Source organism: Bifidobacterium sp. ESL0822 (assembly GCF_052606675.1).
Genome location: NZ_CP199596.1, coordinates 80,021 through 97,113 on the forward strand (window position 1 = coordinate 80,021; position 17,093 = coordinate 97,113).

The window sequence follows — 17,093 nt, forward strand, 5'->3', positions numbered from 1 at the left end:
GTCTACCAACACAACCGCTGGCGGCTCAGGCTCTTCAATCGTGGCTCTGATGACAGCCCTTATGGCCGCCGTCTTCGCCTTCCAGCTCAACGCATCCATGCTCTCGCCGGCTCTGACGACCATGGGGACCGAGCTCAATGCCAGCAGCTCCAGCATCGGTCTGACACAAACGGTGTTCTTCACCTCCTGTGCGGTCTTCTCCCTATTCCTGCCTCGGCTGGGCGATCTGGCCGGCCGCAAGAAGGTGCTGTTGGGCATGTTGAGCCTGACGGCCCTGGGATGTGTGGTTTCCGCCCTGGCTCCCAATGTGACGGTGCTCATGATTGGTCGCGTCATTCAGGGGGTGGCTGGTCCGGTCGTGCCCATGACCCTGATCATGCTGCATGCCGAGGTGACCGATGAGGCCCGATACGCCAGGCTCATGGCCGTTTTGACGGCGGTCAACGGCGGCATCGGCGGCGTGGATGCCATCTTAGGCGGGTGGCTGGCCGGCACTTTCGGTTTCCGCTCGGTCTTCTGGTTCATGGTGGCCATTGCTGTGATCGCCGTACTCCTGGTGGCCCTCTTCGCACGTGAGAGCTATGCAGACGATCGCCCCCGCATGGACTGGGCCGGTGTGGTCTTCCTCTGCATCGCCTTCCTGGCGGCCTACCTGGCTATCAATGAGGTCGAGAAACTGGCCCAGGCGCGCTGGATCCTGGTGATTGTCGAGATCCTGGTGGCTGCGGTCTTCTTCATGATTTTCTGGAAAGTCGAGAGCACCACGTCGGCACCCATGGTCACCACCACCTATCTCAGACAGCGGCGCACCTGGGGACTTCTGCTGACGACTCTCACCACCATGGTCGGTGTCTTCGCCATCATGAACGGGATCGTTCCGGCCCTTGCCCAGGATGGCGAGGTAGGTGTCGGCTTGAAGGCCAGCATCGTCTCCTTTGCGACGCTGACCCCCTATGCCCTGGTCGGTCTGGTCTTTGGCCCGGTTGCCGGGATGCTGGCCTCGCGCTTCGGCTACCTCAAGGTTCTGAGGGTGGGTCAGTTGGTCAGCGTGCTGGGACTGGTCTTTGGTATTTACGTCTGCCTGGTTCCCAGCATCTGGAGTCTGGTGCTCCTCTCCCTGATCCTGGGTGTCTCCTATGCGGGGACGGCCAACATCATGCTCAACGGGCTGGGTGTGGTTCTGTCTCCTGCGGACAACACCGGTTATCTGCCGGGACTCAACGCCGGCGCCTTCAACCTGGGCTCAGGCCTGAGCTATGCGGTCCTCTACGCGTTCATGAGCGGTCTGGCGGTGTCCGGGGGAGCTCGTGCCGGCTATGTGGCGGCCATGATCGGAGGCGGAGTGCTGGTGCTGGTTGCCCTGGCACTGTCCTACCTGATTCCCGATCCGGAACGAATGAACGACAAGTAATATTGCCATCTGACAGGGGTCCTGCGAGTGCAACCTATCCGCAGGACCCCTGTTCATGTTTAATGGGCATCCGACTCTGTGCCTATTCGACAAGGGTCAAAAGTCGGGGCCAGACAAGCTAGCGGCCAGTAAGTCCGGTGTACCCCGACCATAGGCTCAGAAGCGGAAAATAACGCCTGGCAAGGCCCTGTTAGCTGGGGGCGGGCGCGTAAACTAAGTGAGGAATTCGTTCGCCGGAGGTGACCATGCAACATCGGGTGATCGGACTGCTGAAAAACGAGACCGTCCTGGTCGTCGCGGCAGTCATCGCTCTCGTATCCTGCATTCTCATTCCTCCCGACCGACAGTATCTGGGCTACATCCACGTCAATACCCTTACCCAGCTGGGTTCCCTGATGATGGTGGTCTGCGGATTTCAGCGGATTGGGGTCTTCCATGCCATTGGTGCCGGCCTACTGAGTCGCGTCCGCTCGGTGCGGGGCCTGGCCTTGGTCCTGGTTTCCCTGCCTTTCTTCTCCAGTATGTTCATCACGAACGATGTAGCCCTGGTTACTTTCGTGCCCTTCGCCGTTGCTGTGCTCATCATGGCCGGTCTGGAAAGCCATGCCCTGCTGATCGTCACCCTGATGACCCTGGGCGCCAATGTGGGCAGCATGCTGACCCCGATTGGCAATGCTCACAACTTATACCTCAAGGCCCGCTCCGAGATGCCTACTGGGGAGTTTCTCCTCCTTATGGCGCCCTACGCTCTGGTGGCGGCCCTGATGCTCTTCGTGTGCTGCTGGTTCGCTTTCAGGAATCAGCATTTGGACAAGTTCGAGGGCATGGATGCACAAGAGATTCGTCACAGCATACTAGCGCCCAGGGAGGAGGGGATACAGCCTCAGGTCAAGGAGATGCAACGGTCCAGCGGATGGCGCATCGCCATCTACCTTCTTCTTTTTCTTGTCTGCCTGCTTGGTGTGGCCAAGCTGATTCCCCAGTGGACCATGGTCCTGGTGGTGGTTGTGACCTTTCTGATCTGCGACAGGCGGGTCTTTCTGCATGTTGACTGGGGTCTGCTGCTGACCTTCGTGGCCTTCTTCATTTTCATAGGCAATGCCAGGAGGATTCCCCAGTTTTATAACCTGGTCAGCGGCCTGGTCAATATCCACCCTTTGATTACCTCGGTCCTGTGCAGCCAGGTCATCAGCAATGTGCCCACAGCACTCCTGGTCTCAGGTTTTTCGACAGCCTGGCGCCCGATCATTCTGGGCACCAACCTGGGCGGGCTCGGAACCTTGGTCGCTTCAATGGCCTCGCTGATCTCCTACAAGGCTGTGGTCAAGCAGTATCCGAGCAAGAAAGGTGAGTACCTGAAAATCTATACTGCTTTTAATCTGCTCTTCCTCGTCGTGTTGGTTGGCATGGCCCTGCTGCTGGAGTAGACTACCCACCATCAACCAGGAATGGTGCCGCTGACATTGAGAGGGAGGCAGCAACGGTGGAACCGGACCCGTGCGAGTCTAAGTCCAAGGACACAGGGATATTGACCAGACGGAACCTTGGGGTTCTGGTCGGAATCATGGCTTTGGCTATCATGTCGCGGTTTGACTCCATCATCTCTCCTTCCGTGGCGGCCATTCAGGCATCCTTTCCTCGCGCTGATCCTTCCACCGTTGAGTCGGTGGTTTCCATCGGTTCTTCGGCGGCCATAGTTTCCGCCCTTTTATTCGGTCAGCTCTTGACCAGAATGAGTTTCAGAACCGCTGCCTGCATCAGTTGTCTGTGTGTCGCCCTGGGCGGCTTGATGCCCCTTTTGGTGCATAGCAGTGTAAGCCAGCTGCTCTTGTTTGCCTTGGTTGTCGGATTCGGCGTGGGCATCGCCACTACAGTTCTCCCCAGCCTGTCGGCCAGGTTCTTCCGCGGGAAGCAGTTGGCGGCGCTGATGGGGCTGGTCCTGGCTGTTCAGGATGGCTCTTCCATGCTGGTCCTTGCCCTGGGCGGTGTCCTGGCCAAGGGAGGGTGGCTGCACAACTATTGGCTCTATTTCCTGGCCTTGCCTGCCCTGGTCTTGGTCATCGTCATGGTCCCCGGAGTCGGTGCCGTCGAGGAGGAGTCGGAAAAGGCCACAGAGTCTCAAGTCTCCCCCTCGCAGAAGGGCAGACAATGCTGGTGGGCTACCATTTCTTGCATTCTCATCGGTTTTCTGAGCATTTTCCTGGTCGCGGTCCTGTACAACAAGCTCGCAGTCTACATAGCCAAGTACGGTTTGGGCGGCACCAGTGCAGCCGGGGTGGCCTTGATGTTCAACACGGGTTCCTCGGTCGTGATCGGGCTTAGTATTAACGGCATCAAGCGGGTCTGCCGGCAATGGACGATTCCGGCCGCCTTCCTTTTGATGGCCTTGGGCGCCCTGCTCTTCCTGACCACCCGCTCCTTCCTGCTGGTCTGCTTATCGGCCTTCTTGGTTGGTTCGGGCAGTGCCATCAATATGGCCACCTGCCCCTTCCTCCTGTCCAACCTGACTCCACACAGACGCTATCCCTTGGTCATGGGGGTTTTCTCGGCCACCACCAGCCTTGGTTTTACGGCATCCACCTGGGCTTTCAAGGCTTTCTCAACAGCGTTTGGACTGAATCCGGTAACCGGCAGTTTCATAGGCATGCTGATCATTGCTCTGCTGGCCGCTGTCATTCTCTCGCTTGTTCGCTTCCAGAGCTGTGTCGAATCCCGCTTCATTGAGCAATAAGTCACCCCTTAAGCTGTACAAGCCAGAAGTGCAGATTCTTCGTCTAATCATCGCGACAGGTAGGGGTTGCCGGTGATGATGAACCTCCGTAGGGTCTCCTTGGCGTGGGATATGCCAATTCGGGGGGTTGCCGTGATGGTCTCTTCCTGGTCCAGACTGGCGGCTGCCAGGCGGATGGGCGGTTTCCTGAGGTCATGGCCGTAGTTGCGCTTGTCGATGTCTAAGGCCTGACAGAGCTTGGCGGGACCGTTGGTCAGTTCACGGTCCGGGTGGCGGCCGTGCCTGTGACTGCGCAGAAGATCCACACCCTGCACCGGCTGGCAGGCTCGAATCAGCACACCTGCCCCGAATCCGTCCTCCTGGCAGGAGATATTCATGCAGTAGTGCATTCCATAAGTGAAGTAGACATACATGTGTCCGCTGGGGCCGAAGAGGGCAGCGTTGCGCGCCGATCGTCCATGGTAGGCATGGCTGGCCGGATCATTCTGATCGTAGGCCTCGGTTTCCACGATCCGAACCCAGGCCTGTTCCCCCTCCGACTGGTAGTCCCGGATAATCAGGCAGCCCAGAAGCATCCGAGCTGCCTGATCCACAGGGCGATCCAGAAAGTCAGGGAAGACCAGGTGATTGTCCTGGCTTGAAACGGTCTTCATTCCGTCTGGTCCTTGCGGACCCAGACCGCGCGCTGGCCGCGTGATTCCGGCTGAATGCAGACGAAATTATCCTGGTGGGGCAGGGCGGCGACCTGTGGATGGTCGTGATCGTAGGGTCCCTGGGCCTGGGCGCCACCGGCATCACCGACCTGGGCGAAGAAGTCCTCGGAGGCATCCTTGAACCAGGTCCATTCCTCTGGCAGGTCCTCCTCGTAGAAGATTGCCTCTACAGGGCAGACAGGCTCGCAGGCACCGCAGTCGATGCATTCGTTGGGGTTGATGTACAGATTTCTGGGGCCCTCATAGATGCAATCCACCGGGCATTCATCCACGCAGGCCTTGTCTTTGACGTCCACGCAGGGCTGGGCAATCACGTAGGTCATTGCTTTACTCTCCCTTTTGATCGACTATCCGCTTTCACTACTTTCAGAAAGCAGCCTTTTGGTGAGGACAAGGGTTTCAAGGATACGCTGGCTTGTTTGTCGCCGGCCTTCTTGTTTCTGCCATCCACGAGCCCTTGGATCATGCCCAGATGGATTGTGCAGATAATGGGATGGCTGCCGACGTTGTCCAAGAAGGGGCATGAGGTCAGATACAGGCTTGCTGTATTCGGCTGCGATCTCACCGGTGCAAAACCCAGGGTGGTCAGAGCATTCAACAATGTCTGAGTGACGCTCGATGGAAGGTCCTTCTCTGTATTTTCCCTGCTCTGCCTGGCCAGGGTTCGGCCCCAGGCCATACCCGCTTTCAGCGCGGCTCTGTTTCTGCTTCGGGTATCGGGGCAGGCGGTTTCCAGAGCCATGCAGAGCGAGGAGATCATATCCTCCCTGGCTCGGTTCATGTATGTGGGGGAGTAGATGACAGCCGGTCTGCCTCGACCGGCTGATTGACCATCACTGTCCTTTCTCTGGCGGACTGCCTCACCTTGTTCGACCAGACGTTCAAGATGGAAACGGGCGGTCGTCGGATGGATGCCGAAGGTTGCCCCGATTTGCTGTGTGGTAAGACCTGTGCCGGTCTGTTCGACTGCCGTATGCAGGTAATCCAAGATTGCGGAGCGGATCTCTTCCCCGCTTCTGCGCCTGTAGGGGGCTTGGACCCATTGCTCGCGGGCTTGAATTTCCTGACTCATCGATTAAATTGTATAACTATCAAATCAATTATCAACCCAGGACAAGGCGGACAGACCCATGCAGAACGACCAGAAGATGCGCAAGTCCGGCGGCAGAACCGCTTTGCCCAGATCCAGGATGGCCCTTCTCATAGGCGCAGGTCTGGCTGCACTGCTTGGCCTTGTAGCGGCGCTGATTCGTTCGGACCTGATCCATCCTTCAGACAGGGTTCCCCTGGCTGATCTGCACGGCGGGCTCATGGTCTATGGGTTTTTGGGCGCCGCCATTGGTCTGGAGAGGGCGGTGGCTTATCGCAGCGGCGGATCCAAGAAGCCCTCCTGGGGGTTTCTCGCTCCTGCCTTGGGCTTGCTAGGGTCCCTGCTTTGCCTGATCTCGCTCATAGTTTCGAGCCGCGCTGCCGCCCCATCATGGGTCAGGGTGGAGCTTTTTGGTGGCATTCCGTGGACTTTGTCCATGTTAGTCCTGACGGCCATGTATCTGGCCATCTGGCATCGTCAGCCTTCTGCAGAGGTGCTCATACAGGTTCTCGGATCCCTGGTGGGTCTGGTCGGAGCTTTTGGATGGGTTGCAGGATTGGACGCCTCGGTTCTGGCTCCAACCTGGCTCTTCTTTCTGATTCTGACCATCGTAGGGGAGCGGGTGGAGCTGGCCAGGGCGGTCTTCTCGGATATCCGTCTTGAATCCGGAATTCTCGGTCTGAGCCTCCTGACCGTCCTGATGCTGCCTGTTCAAGCCATGGCACCTTCGGTCGGTTATCCGCTTCTGGGATTGGCTTTGGGCCTGCTTCTCCTGGTCATGGCCAGTCACGATGTGGCCAAGGGTACCTTCCGGCATGGCGGTCTGCCAGGATTCATGGGCACCTGCATGCTGTCGGCCTACGCCTGGGGGCTTCTGGCTGCCCTCATCTGGATGGCGACACCTCTGGATTCCAGCACCTACTGGGGCGATATGGCGTTGCATGCCTTGGCCGTGGGATTCATCATGACCATGGTCATCGCCCATGTCTGCATGATCGTCCCCTCGGTCATTCGCAGGCCCCTGCCTTTTCATCCCCTCCTCTGGGGCGCCTGGGCGCTTATGCAGGTTGGCTTGCTGATCAGGCTTCTTGGAGCCATCCGGCTCTACACGCCCTTATGGAAGGCGGGAAACCTGCTGAACGTCCTGGGAATCCTCTCCATGATGATGACCGTGGTTTACCTGGCTGCTCGCGGCAAGCAGGTTCTGGCATCCAAACGCTACCGTCGGCGCCAGCCCGAGGACTCGCAAGCCGAACATGTCGGGACCCTGGCCCTGAGGACGGATCTGGTTGCCACATCGGTTACCGTGCTGGTCCTGGTGGCCGCCGTGGTCTTGATGGCCTTCCGGCCGACTCTGGCTGTCTCGGTCGGGGCTGCGCCCAATACTGGAGGCGTCCAGGAGGCATCGTCAAAGAGCGTCCAGCCGACTGGTCACACCAGCAGAGCATCAATCAGGGTAAAGGGGATGGCCTTTGTGCCGGATACCATCACCATCAATGCAGGCGACCGGTTGGTTGTAGAATTTGAGAACACCGGAGATCAGCGGCACGACTTGGTTTTCGCCAATGGCAAGAGCACGGGGTCCGTTCCTGTAGGCCAGAGCGTCTCGGTCGACGTGGGCGTCCTGAGCGGCGACACATTGGGATGGTGCTCGCTGGCAGGACACCGTCAGATGGGCATGGAGCTCAAGGTCAAGGCCAGGGGTGGAACAACTACCGAGCAAGTACAGTCCTCCGCTCGGAAGATGACCATGAGCCAGGTTCCTTCGGCATCCAAGCTCAAGTCGCAGGCCGAGAAGAGCGACCCTGCCAAGGCCACTCTTTCGCCCCTGGATGACCAGGGGAGGGCTGGTACCAGAAAGTACACCCTGGATGTCAAGGAACGTAAGGAGCAGGTGGCAGCAGGGCTTACGCGCACGGTATGGAGCTTTGATGATGAGGGCGATCCGCGGGATGAGGGGTCGAGGCCCTTGGCCCAGGGTCCGGTGCTCAGAGGCCGGGTGGGAGACACCTTTGAAGTCACCATCAGAAACAGGGGAAGCATGAGCCATTCCATTGACTTTCATGCTGGTCCGGCCGTCCCCCAGACCATGATGCGCAACATCGAGCCAGGCAAGGAGCTCCTGTACACCTTCACCGCTGATCGGGCTGGCATTTGGATGTACCACTGCAGCAGCGACCCCATGTCAAACCATATAGCCAACGGCATGTATGGGGCTGTGGTCGTGGATGACGGCGCCCTTCCGCCAGTGGCTGCTGAATATGTTCTGGTCCAGTCCGAGATCTATCTGGGGTCCAATGGAGGGGCTGCCGATGCGGAAAGGGTGGCGGCCATGAGCCCGGATATCATGACCTTCAACGGACGGGCCTTTCAATATGACGCCCATCCCCTCAAGCTGGGGAAGGGGCAAAGGGTCCGCATCTGGGTTCTGGATGCCGGACCCAACCAGCCGCTGTCCTTCCATATCGTGGGAACCCAGTTCGATACGGTCTGGACCGAGGGCCGTTATCTGATAGGTGGAGGTTCAGGAGGTAATTCCTCTGTCTCATCGGCCGGAGCGCAGGTACTGCCCTTGTTGCCGGCCCAAGGCGGCTTTGTCGAGCTCAGGGTCGATCAGCCGGGTGACTATTCCATAGTCAACCACGTCATGAGCCTGGCCGAGAAGGGCGCCCACGGCATCCTGCAGGTTTCATGAACGTGTGCAGGCCGGTAGCCGTCCATGTAGAAAAATGTTCTCTTCGCCTTTATGGATATGTGTGTGGTTGTGAGGATATTTCTGGGAGCCCGGATGCAAGTCCTATTTGCTTCCGTCGTTGCCGCGTGGCAAACAACCGTATCTGGTTCGGTATTTTTTGTAAAAATAGGTTTTATTGCTCCAGCCGACCATGGCAATGATCTTGTCCATCGGCAGCTGTGTATTCTCAGCCAGGAAATGCGCTCGGTTGAGACGTTCGTCAGTCTGAATTTCCTTAAACGTTCTTCCTGTGCGCTTCTTGATCAGGCTTCCCAGGTAATTGCGGTTATAACCTAGCTCCCGTGCGGTTTCTTCCAGTGTCAGATCGGCGGCATTCTCCCGAAGCATCTGCAGGACTTTCAGTACCGGATCATGAATGACCTGCTGCTGATCCTCTCGATACGTCTCTACGGGTACGTTTTCGATCAGTTCCATGAATAGGATTGTGACCTCCAGTCGGATAATCTCGCCGGTCAGATAGCTGTCCGAATAGTATTTTTCCATGATTTGCCTCAGCAGCTGTTGTATCGTCGGGTATTTTGAGCTCCTGAATATCATGTATGTGCTCTCGTCCTGGCTGGTCATATTGTGCATGAGGAAGTCAAAAACATATGCGTTGTAGTGCATGATGCTTCCCAGGCTGCTGGCATCAAAATTCTCGACCGGAAACATGAGGTTGATTATGATGTCCTCCCGGCTGGGCGCAGCAATTGCGTGAACGGTGTTTTTTGACATGAGGAGCAGATCGCCCATATTGAGGTGTTGCTGCTGACCGTTCACTGTCTGACTGGAGCTTCCGGAGTAGACGTAGTTCATCTCCAGAAAGCTGTGGCCGTGTTCCGGATAGTCGGCGAATCTTGAGCACTTGCTGATATAGACCTTTCTGTCATTCAGAAAATATGAGTCTCTGATAATGACCCGGCCGTTCTTCAGGGTGAATGAACTGTTTTTGATTTCAGTCATCTTCCTGTGCTCTCGGACGTTTTTCAGCTCGTCCTGACTCATTGAGAATAGTATCTTGTCGATATCCATCTTCTTTGACCGCCATCCTCTATGGAACGCTAACAGACCTGTGGTTTTGTTACACAAGTTCTGGAACGGGGACATCGTCGCCCTACATATCATTTTGTTAAACGAGGAAACAAAGGAGTCCTTGACTATATGAATAAAGATACCACGACGGTGAATGCCGGTGATTTCTCCAGCATTCAAGAGGCTATAGATCACTTGGCGAAATGCGATGGGGCGAGGGTGCTGACCATACCCAAGGGGACCACGGAAACAGGGCCGCTCGAGCTCATTTCCGATCTCACCATCATTCTCGAAAAAGGTGCGGTTCTGAAATTCAAGAATGATCCACACCTGTATAAGCCCATTTGGACACGATGGGAGGGGATTGAATGCCATGCCATGCATCCTCTGCTCTATGCGGCGGACTGCCACAATATAACCATTGACGGAGAGGGGATTATCGATGGCAATGGAGCATGGTGGTGGCGTACCTTTGCGCAGATCGAACGCACCGACAGAACGCAGCCGCAGGAAGACTACGAGCTGGAACTTGCCAGGCTCAACCCTGATTACAAGGAACGCGCAGGTGGCGGGGCGCGTCCTTCGACGCAATTCCTGAGACCTCCGCTTATACAGTTCTGGAAGTGCGCGGCGGTCAAACTAAAGGGGATCACTGTTCAAAATTCGCCATTCTGGACTATTCATTTTGTCTATTGCACGCAGGTGACCATTGATGGCGTGACTGTCAGGAACCCGGCGAACGCCATTAATACGGATGCTTTGGATATTGATTCTTCAACGAACGTTGCTGTGTCGAACTCTTTGTTCGATGTGGGTGATGATGCCATCACCCTCAAATCGGGCAGTGGCCCCGACGGACTGCGCGTCAACAAGCCGACGGCACATGTCAATGTAAAAGACTGCACCATCCTGGCCAGTCACGGCGGTATAGCCATTGGCAGCGAAACCGCTGGAGGCATCAATGACGTGAATGTGGAAAAATGTACCTTCTCAGGCACTCAACGTGGCATACGCCTGAAAAGCAGGCGGGGGCGCGGCGGCACCATAGAGGGGATCACCTTGCGTCATCTTGAAATGGATCACTGCTGGTGCCCGATCGTCCTGGGCATGTATTTTGCACCTGGGGTTCTACCCCAGGAGGAGGATTACGTCCTCAGCAAGTCGGCGCAACCGGTGGAAGCGACCACCCCTCATATTCGCAATATCAGGATTGAAGACGTACGGGCCGACAACGTCCGTTCAACCGCCGCCTTCATCGTTGGGCTCCCCGAGAGTCCCATCGAAAACGTCAGCATCGATCAGTTCGAATGGCATCTGGCCCCTGAGGAGGAGCTGATGGAGACCTGGCATACAGAACCGACCAAAGGCCTGTTCCATGATGCAGATCGAGGGCTGAAAACCATAAATGTTCGCAACCTTTACATCAATGGAGAGCAAAGGTAACAGATGACAAACAAGACAAAATCAGCTTCGAAGTCTCCGAAGCGCTGGGTATACACTCCGAAGAAGATCACCTTCCTGCGCAGCCTGGGCTATGGCTTAAATGATCTCAATGGCTCTGCCTGGGGGACGCTTGTCGGATCCTATCTGATGGTGTTTCTGACCACCTATGCGAACCTGAATGCCGGGTTGGTGGGCACCATGTTGCTCATCCTCAAGCTCTTGGATATGGCTATTTGCGGCATCCTGGGCGGCATCAGTGACCACCTGTTCTCTACATGGGTGGGCAGGAAGCTTGGAAGGCGACACACGCTGTTCCTGTTCGGCGCAATCCTGACGGCCATATGCTTCCCCCTGCTTTTCACGATTCATCCGGGTTCCTACATCTGGTATTTCGTCGTTCTTCTCCTTCTTGAAACAGCGCAGGATTTCGATAACATCGCCTATGAAACCCTGGCTACGGAAATGACCGACAATGCTGATGAGCGAGTCAAGCTTTCCTCCGTCCGTATGTTCATCTCGGCCTTCGGCACCTTTGCCGTGACCGGTCTGCCTGCCGTCCTGCTCAAGGCGCTGGGTGAGAACAGCGGCAGCGCCTATACGATTTCCGGTATTATCTTTGGCATAGCCTTGGCAGCCGGGACCTTGGTCACCTATTTCTCCACCTGGGAGTTCTCCCCTGAACATGTGCAGGAGTTTGAAGCAAACCATAAGCAGGACAAGCACAAGGGCCTGGGCGAAGTCGCCAATGATTACCTGCAGGTACTCAAAACCAAGGCTTGTCGCAGGACTGTGGTTATTTACTTTGTCTCCTACTTCGGCAAGGATTGCTTCAATACCGCCTTCTTCTACTATGCCATCTTCCTGATCGGCATGAGTCAGGCCAATGCACAGGCAGCATCCAGTCTGTCCATTCTTGGCATGCTGGTCGTCCCCGTGGCCACCTTCTTCATGCAGAGGAAGGGCCCCAAGCCACTGTGGACGACGGCCTTTGGCCTGCAGCTATTCGTCCTGGCGACGTACGCGATCGTCTACTTCTCGGGAATAACGCTCAACCCAACATTCATGTTCGTCCTTGTCTTCCTGCTTTCCGCAATCTGGCAGATAGGCAGGCAGACGGCTGAGTACACCGTTTGGAACGTGATTCCTTTGGTGCCGGACGTGGACACCATGGTGTCCGGGAAGCTGCGGGCTGGAGCCTTCGCTGCTGTTCAGACCTTTACCCGCAAGGTCACAGGCGCTTTGGGCTCCGCCTTGATCGGTTGGATTCTCACTTTGAGCGGATTCAACCAGCATGCCTCGGTGCAGAGCGGTTCGGCCAAAATGGGCATCATGGTGGCTTTCGCCCTGGTACCAATCGTTTGCTTCATCTATTCTCTCTACCTGGCCCGTACCTTCAACCTTGATCAGCATTCGCACAAGATAATCAAAGACGAGATCAACCGTCTGCAGGCTGGTGGCTCCAAGGCCGATGTCGACCCAGACACCAAGCGTGTCGTTGAGGACCTGACAGGTTACCGGTATGAGGATGTTTGGAAGACCGGACAGTAGAAGTACTCAATGATGACGTGGTCATGGCAAGGCATTGCTTTAGGCAGGCCTTGCCATGACCACGTATTGGGTTTGATAAAGAATAAACAGGCAGGGGAATGCCGATGCCTGCGGGGGAGACGATGGACAAGCAGCAGTCGGCAAATTTCACTTATCTGCGTTTCTTGATTTCGGCCCTGCGGCACTGCTGTTGACCTGAGTCTGCTCTTACTGGGTCATACGGCCCCCTCGAATAAGCAGATGGCTCAATGCTTCGTCCATGGATATGACGACTGGTTTCGTGCCCGGTGCGGCCGAGTCCTGTTTTTTGTCTCGTACCGCATCGCATGCCGTGTACATAAATAAAAGCGGTTCCAGTGAATCATTGTGCTCCTGGATTGCTCAGAGCATGGCGGCAGCGGCGCGAATCACAGCCGTCGCATAGATACCTTATGCGCTACTTCTATCGCCGGTCAATTTCCTTCGTCAGCACCTGGTGAACCCAGGCTCATATCTCACTCGTGCAGGGCTATGCAAGCTTCGTGAGGGATGACTCTGCAATGTCGGAATAAATGCTCCCGGGCCGCTGCAGCTGAGCCATGAAGAGCGGAACTGCCGTTGATGCTGTCCAGAGGCGCCGCCGTCAGGGGAGTTAAGCGCACAAATCTTCCGGGGTCCAATGGAGGGGCCGCCGATGCTGAAAAGGTGGCGGCCATGAGCCCGGATATCGTGACCTTCAATGGACGGGCCTTTCAATATGACGCCCATCCCCTCAAGCTGGGGAAGGGGCAAAGGGTGCGCATCTGGGTTCTTGACGCTGGCCCGAAAAGGTGCCCACGGCATCCTGCGGTGTCTTGAGATGGTCAATCGGCATTCGTTGCTCGAACCAGATGCTCGCCAAGTTTCGGGCAGATCCGATCCCTGAACTCGTGGATGGGTGTGCCTGCGTGGTCTTTTGTGACGTGCCTTTTGATTGTCTCTCGTCTTTGGCTGGAGGAGGTTAAACGATGTAAAAGCATCCAAGGGAACCTCGGGCAGGCGAGGCCACTGTGGGTAGGATCCGTGGGATTTTAATCCTGCAGCTGGAGTCCCTTGCCGTCCATGTGGTAAGGCGACCCCGGATGTGAGCCAAGAATCTGCGCGCCTTCTACGATGGCCCAGATTGAAGAGATGAGAGGGCCTATGAAAAGAACGAAGATGGTGATCAGCAGCTGGGCGACCCCGCGCCCGGTCTTGCCCAGATAAAAGTTGTGTATGCCGAAGCCGCCCAGGAAGAAAGCCAGGATGGCCGCCGTGACCTTCGACTTGTTCGACATACCCGGTCCGCTGACATATTGGGCCTGAAGTTGCCACGGTTGAATTTGGGCCGGTCCGGGGTTGCTGTTGAACTGAGAACCATATGCGGTTTGGCCGTACGGATTCTGTGGTCCTCCCGGTGCGTTTGAAGCCTGCCAGGACTGATCCGCAGTGGGGTATCCAGTGGCGGCTGACGAGGGATTCCCCTGTTGGGAAGCAATCCCGTAGCTGTGGTTGGAAGGCTCTTGGTCGTATCCCTCGTCGCCGGAGTAATTCCGATTTGCCGGGGCCGGGTCTTGGTCCTCGCTTGTTTGCTTATCTATAGGTTGATACCAATCGTTCATGGTTGCCCCTCCTGTGGATACCTGCGTGGGAATGTATCATTATATCCCTGAAAGGGCTTGATTACAGGGCTGATTTGGCCTGAAAACTGTTCAGACAATAGTTTGGCCATGAATATTCGAGTTCCTGTCAATATGCAGGTAATCCCAAGGGAAAGAAGCAACCACGGCGTGAGGCACTCCGGTTGTCAGTGATTAGCGATTGTTCCTTCCGGCATTTTCTTTTTTTCATGCCTGGGTTACTTGAATCAGTTTTAAAGGAGGTCGTACTTAGCGGGCTGGCAAGCACGAGGTCTAGCATATAGACATGAGTCAGAGCCTACGCCAGGATGCCATCATGCTGACCAATTTCGATTCAGAGGAACAGCTGAACGATTGGAATCGGGTCAGGCAGCAATGCGAGTGCGATCAAGAGGTGAATTGGCAGTTCTGGTCAGATGGTCCTGACGGCGTGAGCATCTGCGAAAGAACCATTCAGCAACACCCGGAGTTTCTTGAACGATTTGCCGGCATTCTCAGAACGGCATTCCTTTATAGTCCCCAGGTTCTTGTCACTGATGCCGAGATCTTTGATGGCATCTATTTTCTGGCATTCGGTCCTGATGTCGTTCTTGACATTCTGGGGCAGAACGGTTATGAAAAGCCTTTCCTCACCGTATCCGGCAGACAACGGACCCTGGAGCAGTGCCTGCTGCGGTTCACCACAGTGCCGCCTGACAATCAGCAACTTTCGGCTGAAAAGGGGGCGGTCACCCTGCCGGATATAGGTACGCTGCGTCCGCTTGAATATCAGGTTTTACAGGAGACCATCACCTCTGAAGAAAGTCAACGGTTCGTTCCCCAGACCAGAGCCGTCTTGAATGAGCATGCAGAGGATCATTGGTCGATAGCTCAGAGGATCGCCTGCTTGTACTCCGCATATTGCCAGCAAGGTCCCTCTGATGCTACCTGCCAATTGCTGGCCCAGCGCTGGCAGGAATGGATAGATGCAGAGCGAAAGGGCCTCATCAGGTATAAGCCACAGGATTCCCAAACCGAGTCGAATGCCGGTATCTCCCGCAGCTTCAACGATGCTTTTCTTCCTGTTGTCACTGAAAACGCCGATTGTCTGCGTTCCTGGTGTTCTGCATCCCAGACGAACGAGGCAGAAAAAACCGTATTTCGGGATGTTTTGGACAGGATAAGTCATGAACCGAGACGGTCCAAGGCGTTTGCGCTTATCAGGCAGTCGGCATTGCCTGTAGGTAGGGCCGATTGCAATAGGACCATGGAATGCGACCAGCAGACGCTGATTGATTGGTACCAGTTCGTCTACCGCTTATCAATGGCGGATTATCTGGACTGCTGTCTCATGGCCGTACAAAGTGAGCCGAATTCGTATGAGCGCTATGCAGGCCGAACAGGTGGGCGTTCCTTGATGCTATCGGGCCAGGTCACGGAATTATTGGGGCAGATGCCATCCGCCTGCTTTGTGCAGTTCTGTTATCAGTCAAGAGATGCGATACAGCAGTGGCGTAAGTGTCGACCGGACGCTCCTGACTCTGCCCAGCAGCGGCATATTCGCAACATCGCCTACTGTGTGCAAAAGTCAGCATCGCAGCTTGACCGAAAGCAGGACAACTCAAAAATCATCAAGCAGTTCATTGCGACCCTGATCATCGCATCCATATCCGTTTTTTGTGACAAGATTATTTTCTCCGGATCAATGTCCATTATCCTGATATTGATTGCGGCCTGGTTCATTGAAGTATTTCCCGAGTTACTGACAATGATGGAGTGGATGCACGACCAGCATTCGGCAACACAAACCATGGTATTCGCTCAACGGTAATCATCGACCAAGAAGGTGGCTGTGAACAACGCTGATGAGCTCGGTTCTACGAGTCCTTTGCAGGAGATAAGGCGTAGAAAAGTCTTCGAGGAAGCAGGGGGAGCCGACTTTACCGTGACTGCTGTGGACGTCAAGGTAAGGGACACGGGTGCTGACATGACCTTGCACGTTGCGTCTGTCAAACAGGGTCAACCAGGCGTGATTTGTGTGGCGGTCGTAGAACAGGGGGGAGAGGACTTCTATCTTATAGCGCGCCACTGGCGGGTTGCTGTAGAAGACTGGTTGTGGGAATTTCCGCGAGGCATGGGAGAGCAAGGTGAAAATCCCCAGACCACAGCCATTCGTGAATTGCATGAAGAGACCGGATTGTGGGCTCAGCCGGACGCCGTCCACCAGTTGCATAGGCTTCATGCCGATGCCGGGGTGCTCCAAGACGACGTGCGGGTGATGGAAATACGGCTTGATGACGTTTCATCTATTCCTGTAGTCGACAGCGTCAACCAGGGCGGTGATTGGGAATTAGAGGATCTGCATTGGCTGCGATCGGCTGATATAACCAATATGATTCGTGATGGGCGACTGATTGATGGGCCTACCATAGCTGCATTCTCAATACGGGAGATTGATAGGCGAAGGCGGTGAGGTCCTTGTGCGACTTGCGTATCTGCGCTCTGCTGCACAAAGTTCGGACTGTCGCGTGCCTGATATTGCCAACGATGAACAGACCAGTGCCCATAGAAAGTAGTCGTTAACTAACGCAAACCGTCTACTCTTTATTGCTTCTTACTTTTTGCCTTAGGAGAGGTGAGCACGAGCTGACACCCTGCTTTAAGTATTGAGAGCAAGGAGCGCAATTGGTGACCCCGGAGAGATTCGAACTCTCGACCTACAGATTAGAAGTCAGTTGCTCTATCCAGCTGAGCTACGGGGCCAAACCCTTTCAT

The 17,093-nt window shown here is 55.7% G+C and carries 13 protein-coding genes and 1 tRNA gene; 8 read left to right on the forward strand and 6 right to left on the reverse strand.

Annotation, left to right across the window (positions count from 1 at the left end; all coding sequences use genetic code 11):
* Positions 1 to 49: 49 nt before the first annotated feature.
* The 3 genes from uriT (at position 50) to ACUIAF_RS00355 (ending at position 4,142) form a co-directional block, all read left to right on the forward strand.
* On the forward strand, positions 50 to 1,411 hold the full coding sequence (gene uriT / locus ACUIAF_RS00345) for a uridine transporter UriT (protein ID WP_445339199.1): 1,362 nt from the start codon (positions 50 to 52) through the stop codon (positions 1,409 to 1,411).
* A gap of 245 nt (positions 1,412 to 1,656) precedes the next feature.
* A complete protein-coding gene (locus ACUIAF_RS00350; protein ID WP_198203540.1) occupies positions 1,657 to 2,838 on the forward strand; it encodes an SLC13 family permease in 1,182 nt (393 codons plus the stop codon).
* 101 nt (positions 2,839 to 2,939) lie between these two features.
* The gene (locus tag ACUIAF_RS00355) at positions 2,940 to 4,142 is read left to right on the forward strand and encodes an MFS transporter (protein ID WP_445338668.1); all 1,203 of its coding nucleotides are present in this window, start codon (positions 2,940 to 2,942) and stop codon (positions 4,140 to 4,142) included.
* A gap of 47 nt (positions 4,143 to 4,189) precedes the next feature.
* Here ACUIAF_RS00355 and ACUIAF_RS00360 read toward each other — a convergent pair whose 3' ends face one another.
* From ACUIAF_RS00360 to ACUIAF_RS00370, 3 genes are read right to left on the reverse strand one after another with little or no spacing between them, the layout of a single operon-like run.
* Positions 4,190 to 4,795, reverse strand: coding sequence for a DNA-3-methyladenine glycosylase (locus ACUIAF_RS00360; protein ID WP_198203400.1), 606 nt, complete (start codon positions 4,793 to 4,795; stop codon positions 4,190 to 4,192).
* Positions 4,792 to 5,178: a ferredoxin gene (gene fdxA, locus ACUIAF_RS00365; RefSeq protein ID WP_029678651.1), complete on the reverse strand. Its 387-nt coding sequence runs from the start codon at positions 5,176 to 5,178 to the stop codon at positions 4,792 to 4,794. Before fdxA ends, ACUIAF_RS00360 begins: the two co-directional genes overlap by 4 nt.
* Positions 5,175 to 5,927 (reverse strand): helix-turn-helix transcriptional regulator, encoded by a 753-nt coding sequence (locus ACUIAF_RS00370; protein ID WP_445338670.1) that lies wholly within the window; start codon positions 5,925 to 5,927, stop codon positions 5,175 to 5,177. Before ACUIAF_RS00370 ends, fdxA begins: the two co-directional genes overlap by 4 nt.
* Positions 5,928 to 5,985: 58 nt before the next feature.
* Here ACUIAF_RS00370 and ACUIAF_RS00375 point away from each other — a divergent pair, with 58 nt between their 5' ends.
* Positions 5,986 to 8,640 carry a multicopper oxidase domain-containing protein gene (locus tag ACUIAF_RS00375; protein WP_445338672.1) on the forward strand — a complete coding sequence of 885 codons (2,655 nt, stop codon included), beginning with the start codon at positions 5,986 to 5,988 and terminating at the stop codon, positions 8,638 to 8,640.
* A gap of 102 nt (positions 8,641 to 8,742) precedes the next feature.
* On the opposite strand, the gene ACUIAF_RS00380 is transcribed toward ACUIAF_RS00375, so the two are convergent.
* Positions 8,743 to 9,711 carry an AraC family transcriptional regulator gene (locus tag ACUIAF_RS00380; protein WP_015022185.1) on the reverse strand — a complete coding sequence of 323 codons (969 nt, stop codon included), beginning with the start codon at positions 9,709 to 9,711 and terminating at the stop codon, positions 8,743 to 8,745.
* Positions 9,712 to 9,840: 129 nt separating this feature from the next.
* Here ACUIAF_RS00380 and ACUIAF_RS00385 point away from each other — a divergent pair, with 129 nt between their 5' ends.
* Together ACUIAF_RS00385 and ACUIAF_RS00390 are read left to right on the forward strand one after the other, a co-directional pair.
* The gene (locus ACUIAF_RS00385; RefSeq protein ID WP_445338674.1) at positions 9,841 to 11,154 is read left to right on the forward strand and encodes a glycoside hydrolase family 28 protein; all 1,314 of its coding nucleotides are present in this window, start codon (positions 9,841 to 9,843) and stop codon (positions 11,152 to 11,154) included.
* A gap of 3 nt (positions 11,155 to 11,157) precedes the next feature.
* Positions 11,158 to 12,702 (forward strand): MFS transporter, encoded by a 1,545-nt coding sequence (locus tag ACUIAF_RS00390; protein WP_015022183.1) that lies wholly within the window; start codon positions 11,158 to 11,160, stop codon positions 12,700 to 12,702.
* 1,049 nt (positions 12,703 to 13,751) lie between these two features.
* On the opposite strand, the gene ACUIAF_RS00395 is transcribed toward ACUIAF_RS00390, so the two are convergent.
* The gene (locus tag ACUIAF_RS00395; protein WP_052108376.1) at positions 13,752 to 13,997 is read right to left on the reverse strand and encodes a TM2 domain-containing protein; all 246 of its coding nucleotides are present in this window, start codon (positions 13,995 to 13,997) and stop codon (positions 13,752 to 13,754) included.
* A gap of 628 nt (positions 13,998 to 14,625) precedes the next feature.
* On the opposite strand from ACUIAF_RS00395, the gene ACUIAF_RS00400 reads away from it, so the two are divergent.
* Both ACUIAF_RS00400 and ACUIAF_RS00405 read left to right on the forward strand, forming a co-directional pair.
* Positions 14,626 to 16,149, forward strand: coding sequence for a hypothetical protein (locus tag ACUIAF_RS00400; RefSeq protein WP_445338676.1), 1,524 nt, complete (start codon positions 14,626 to 14,628; stop codon positions 16,147 to 16,149).
* Between the two features lie 21 nt (positions 16,150 to 16,170).
* Positions 16,171 to 16,791 (forward strand): NUDIX hydrolase, encoded by a 621-nt coding sequence (locus ACUIAF_RS00405; protein WP_015022180.1) that lies wholly within the window; start codon positions 16,171 to 16,173, stop codon positions 16,789 to 16,791.
* A gap of 213 nt (positions 16,792 to 17,004) precedes the next feature.
* Here ACUIAF_RS00405 and ACUIAF_RS00410 read toward each other — a convergent pair.
* Positions 17,005 to 17,081, reverse strand: a tRNA-Arg gene (locus ACUIAF_RS00410).
* Positions 17,082 to 17,093 lie beyond the last annotated feature (12 nt).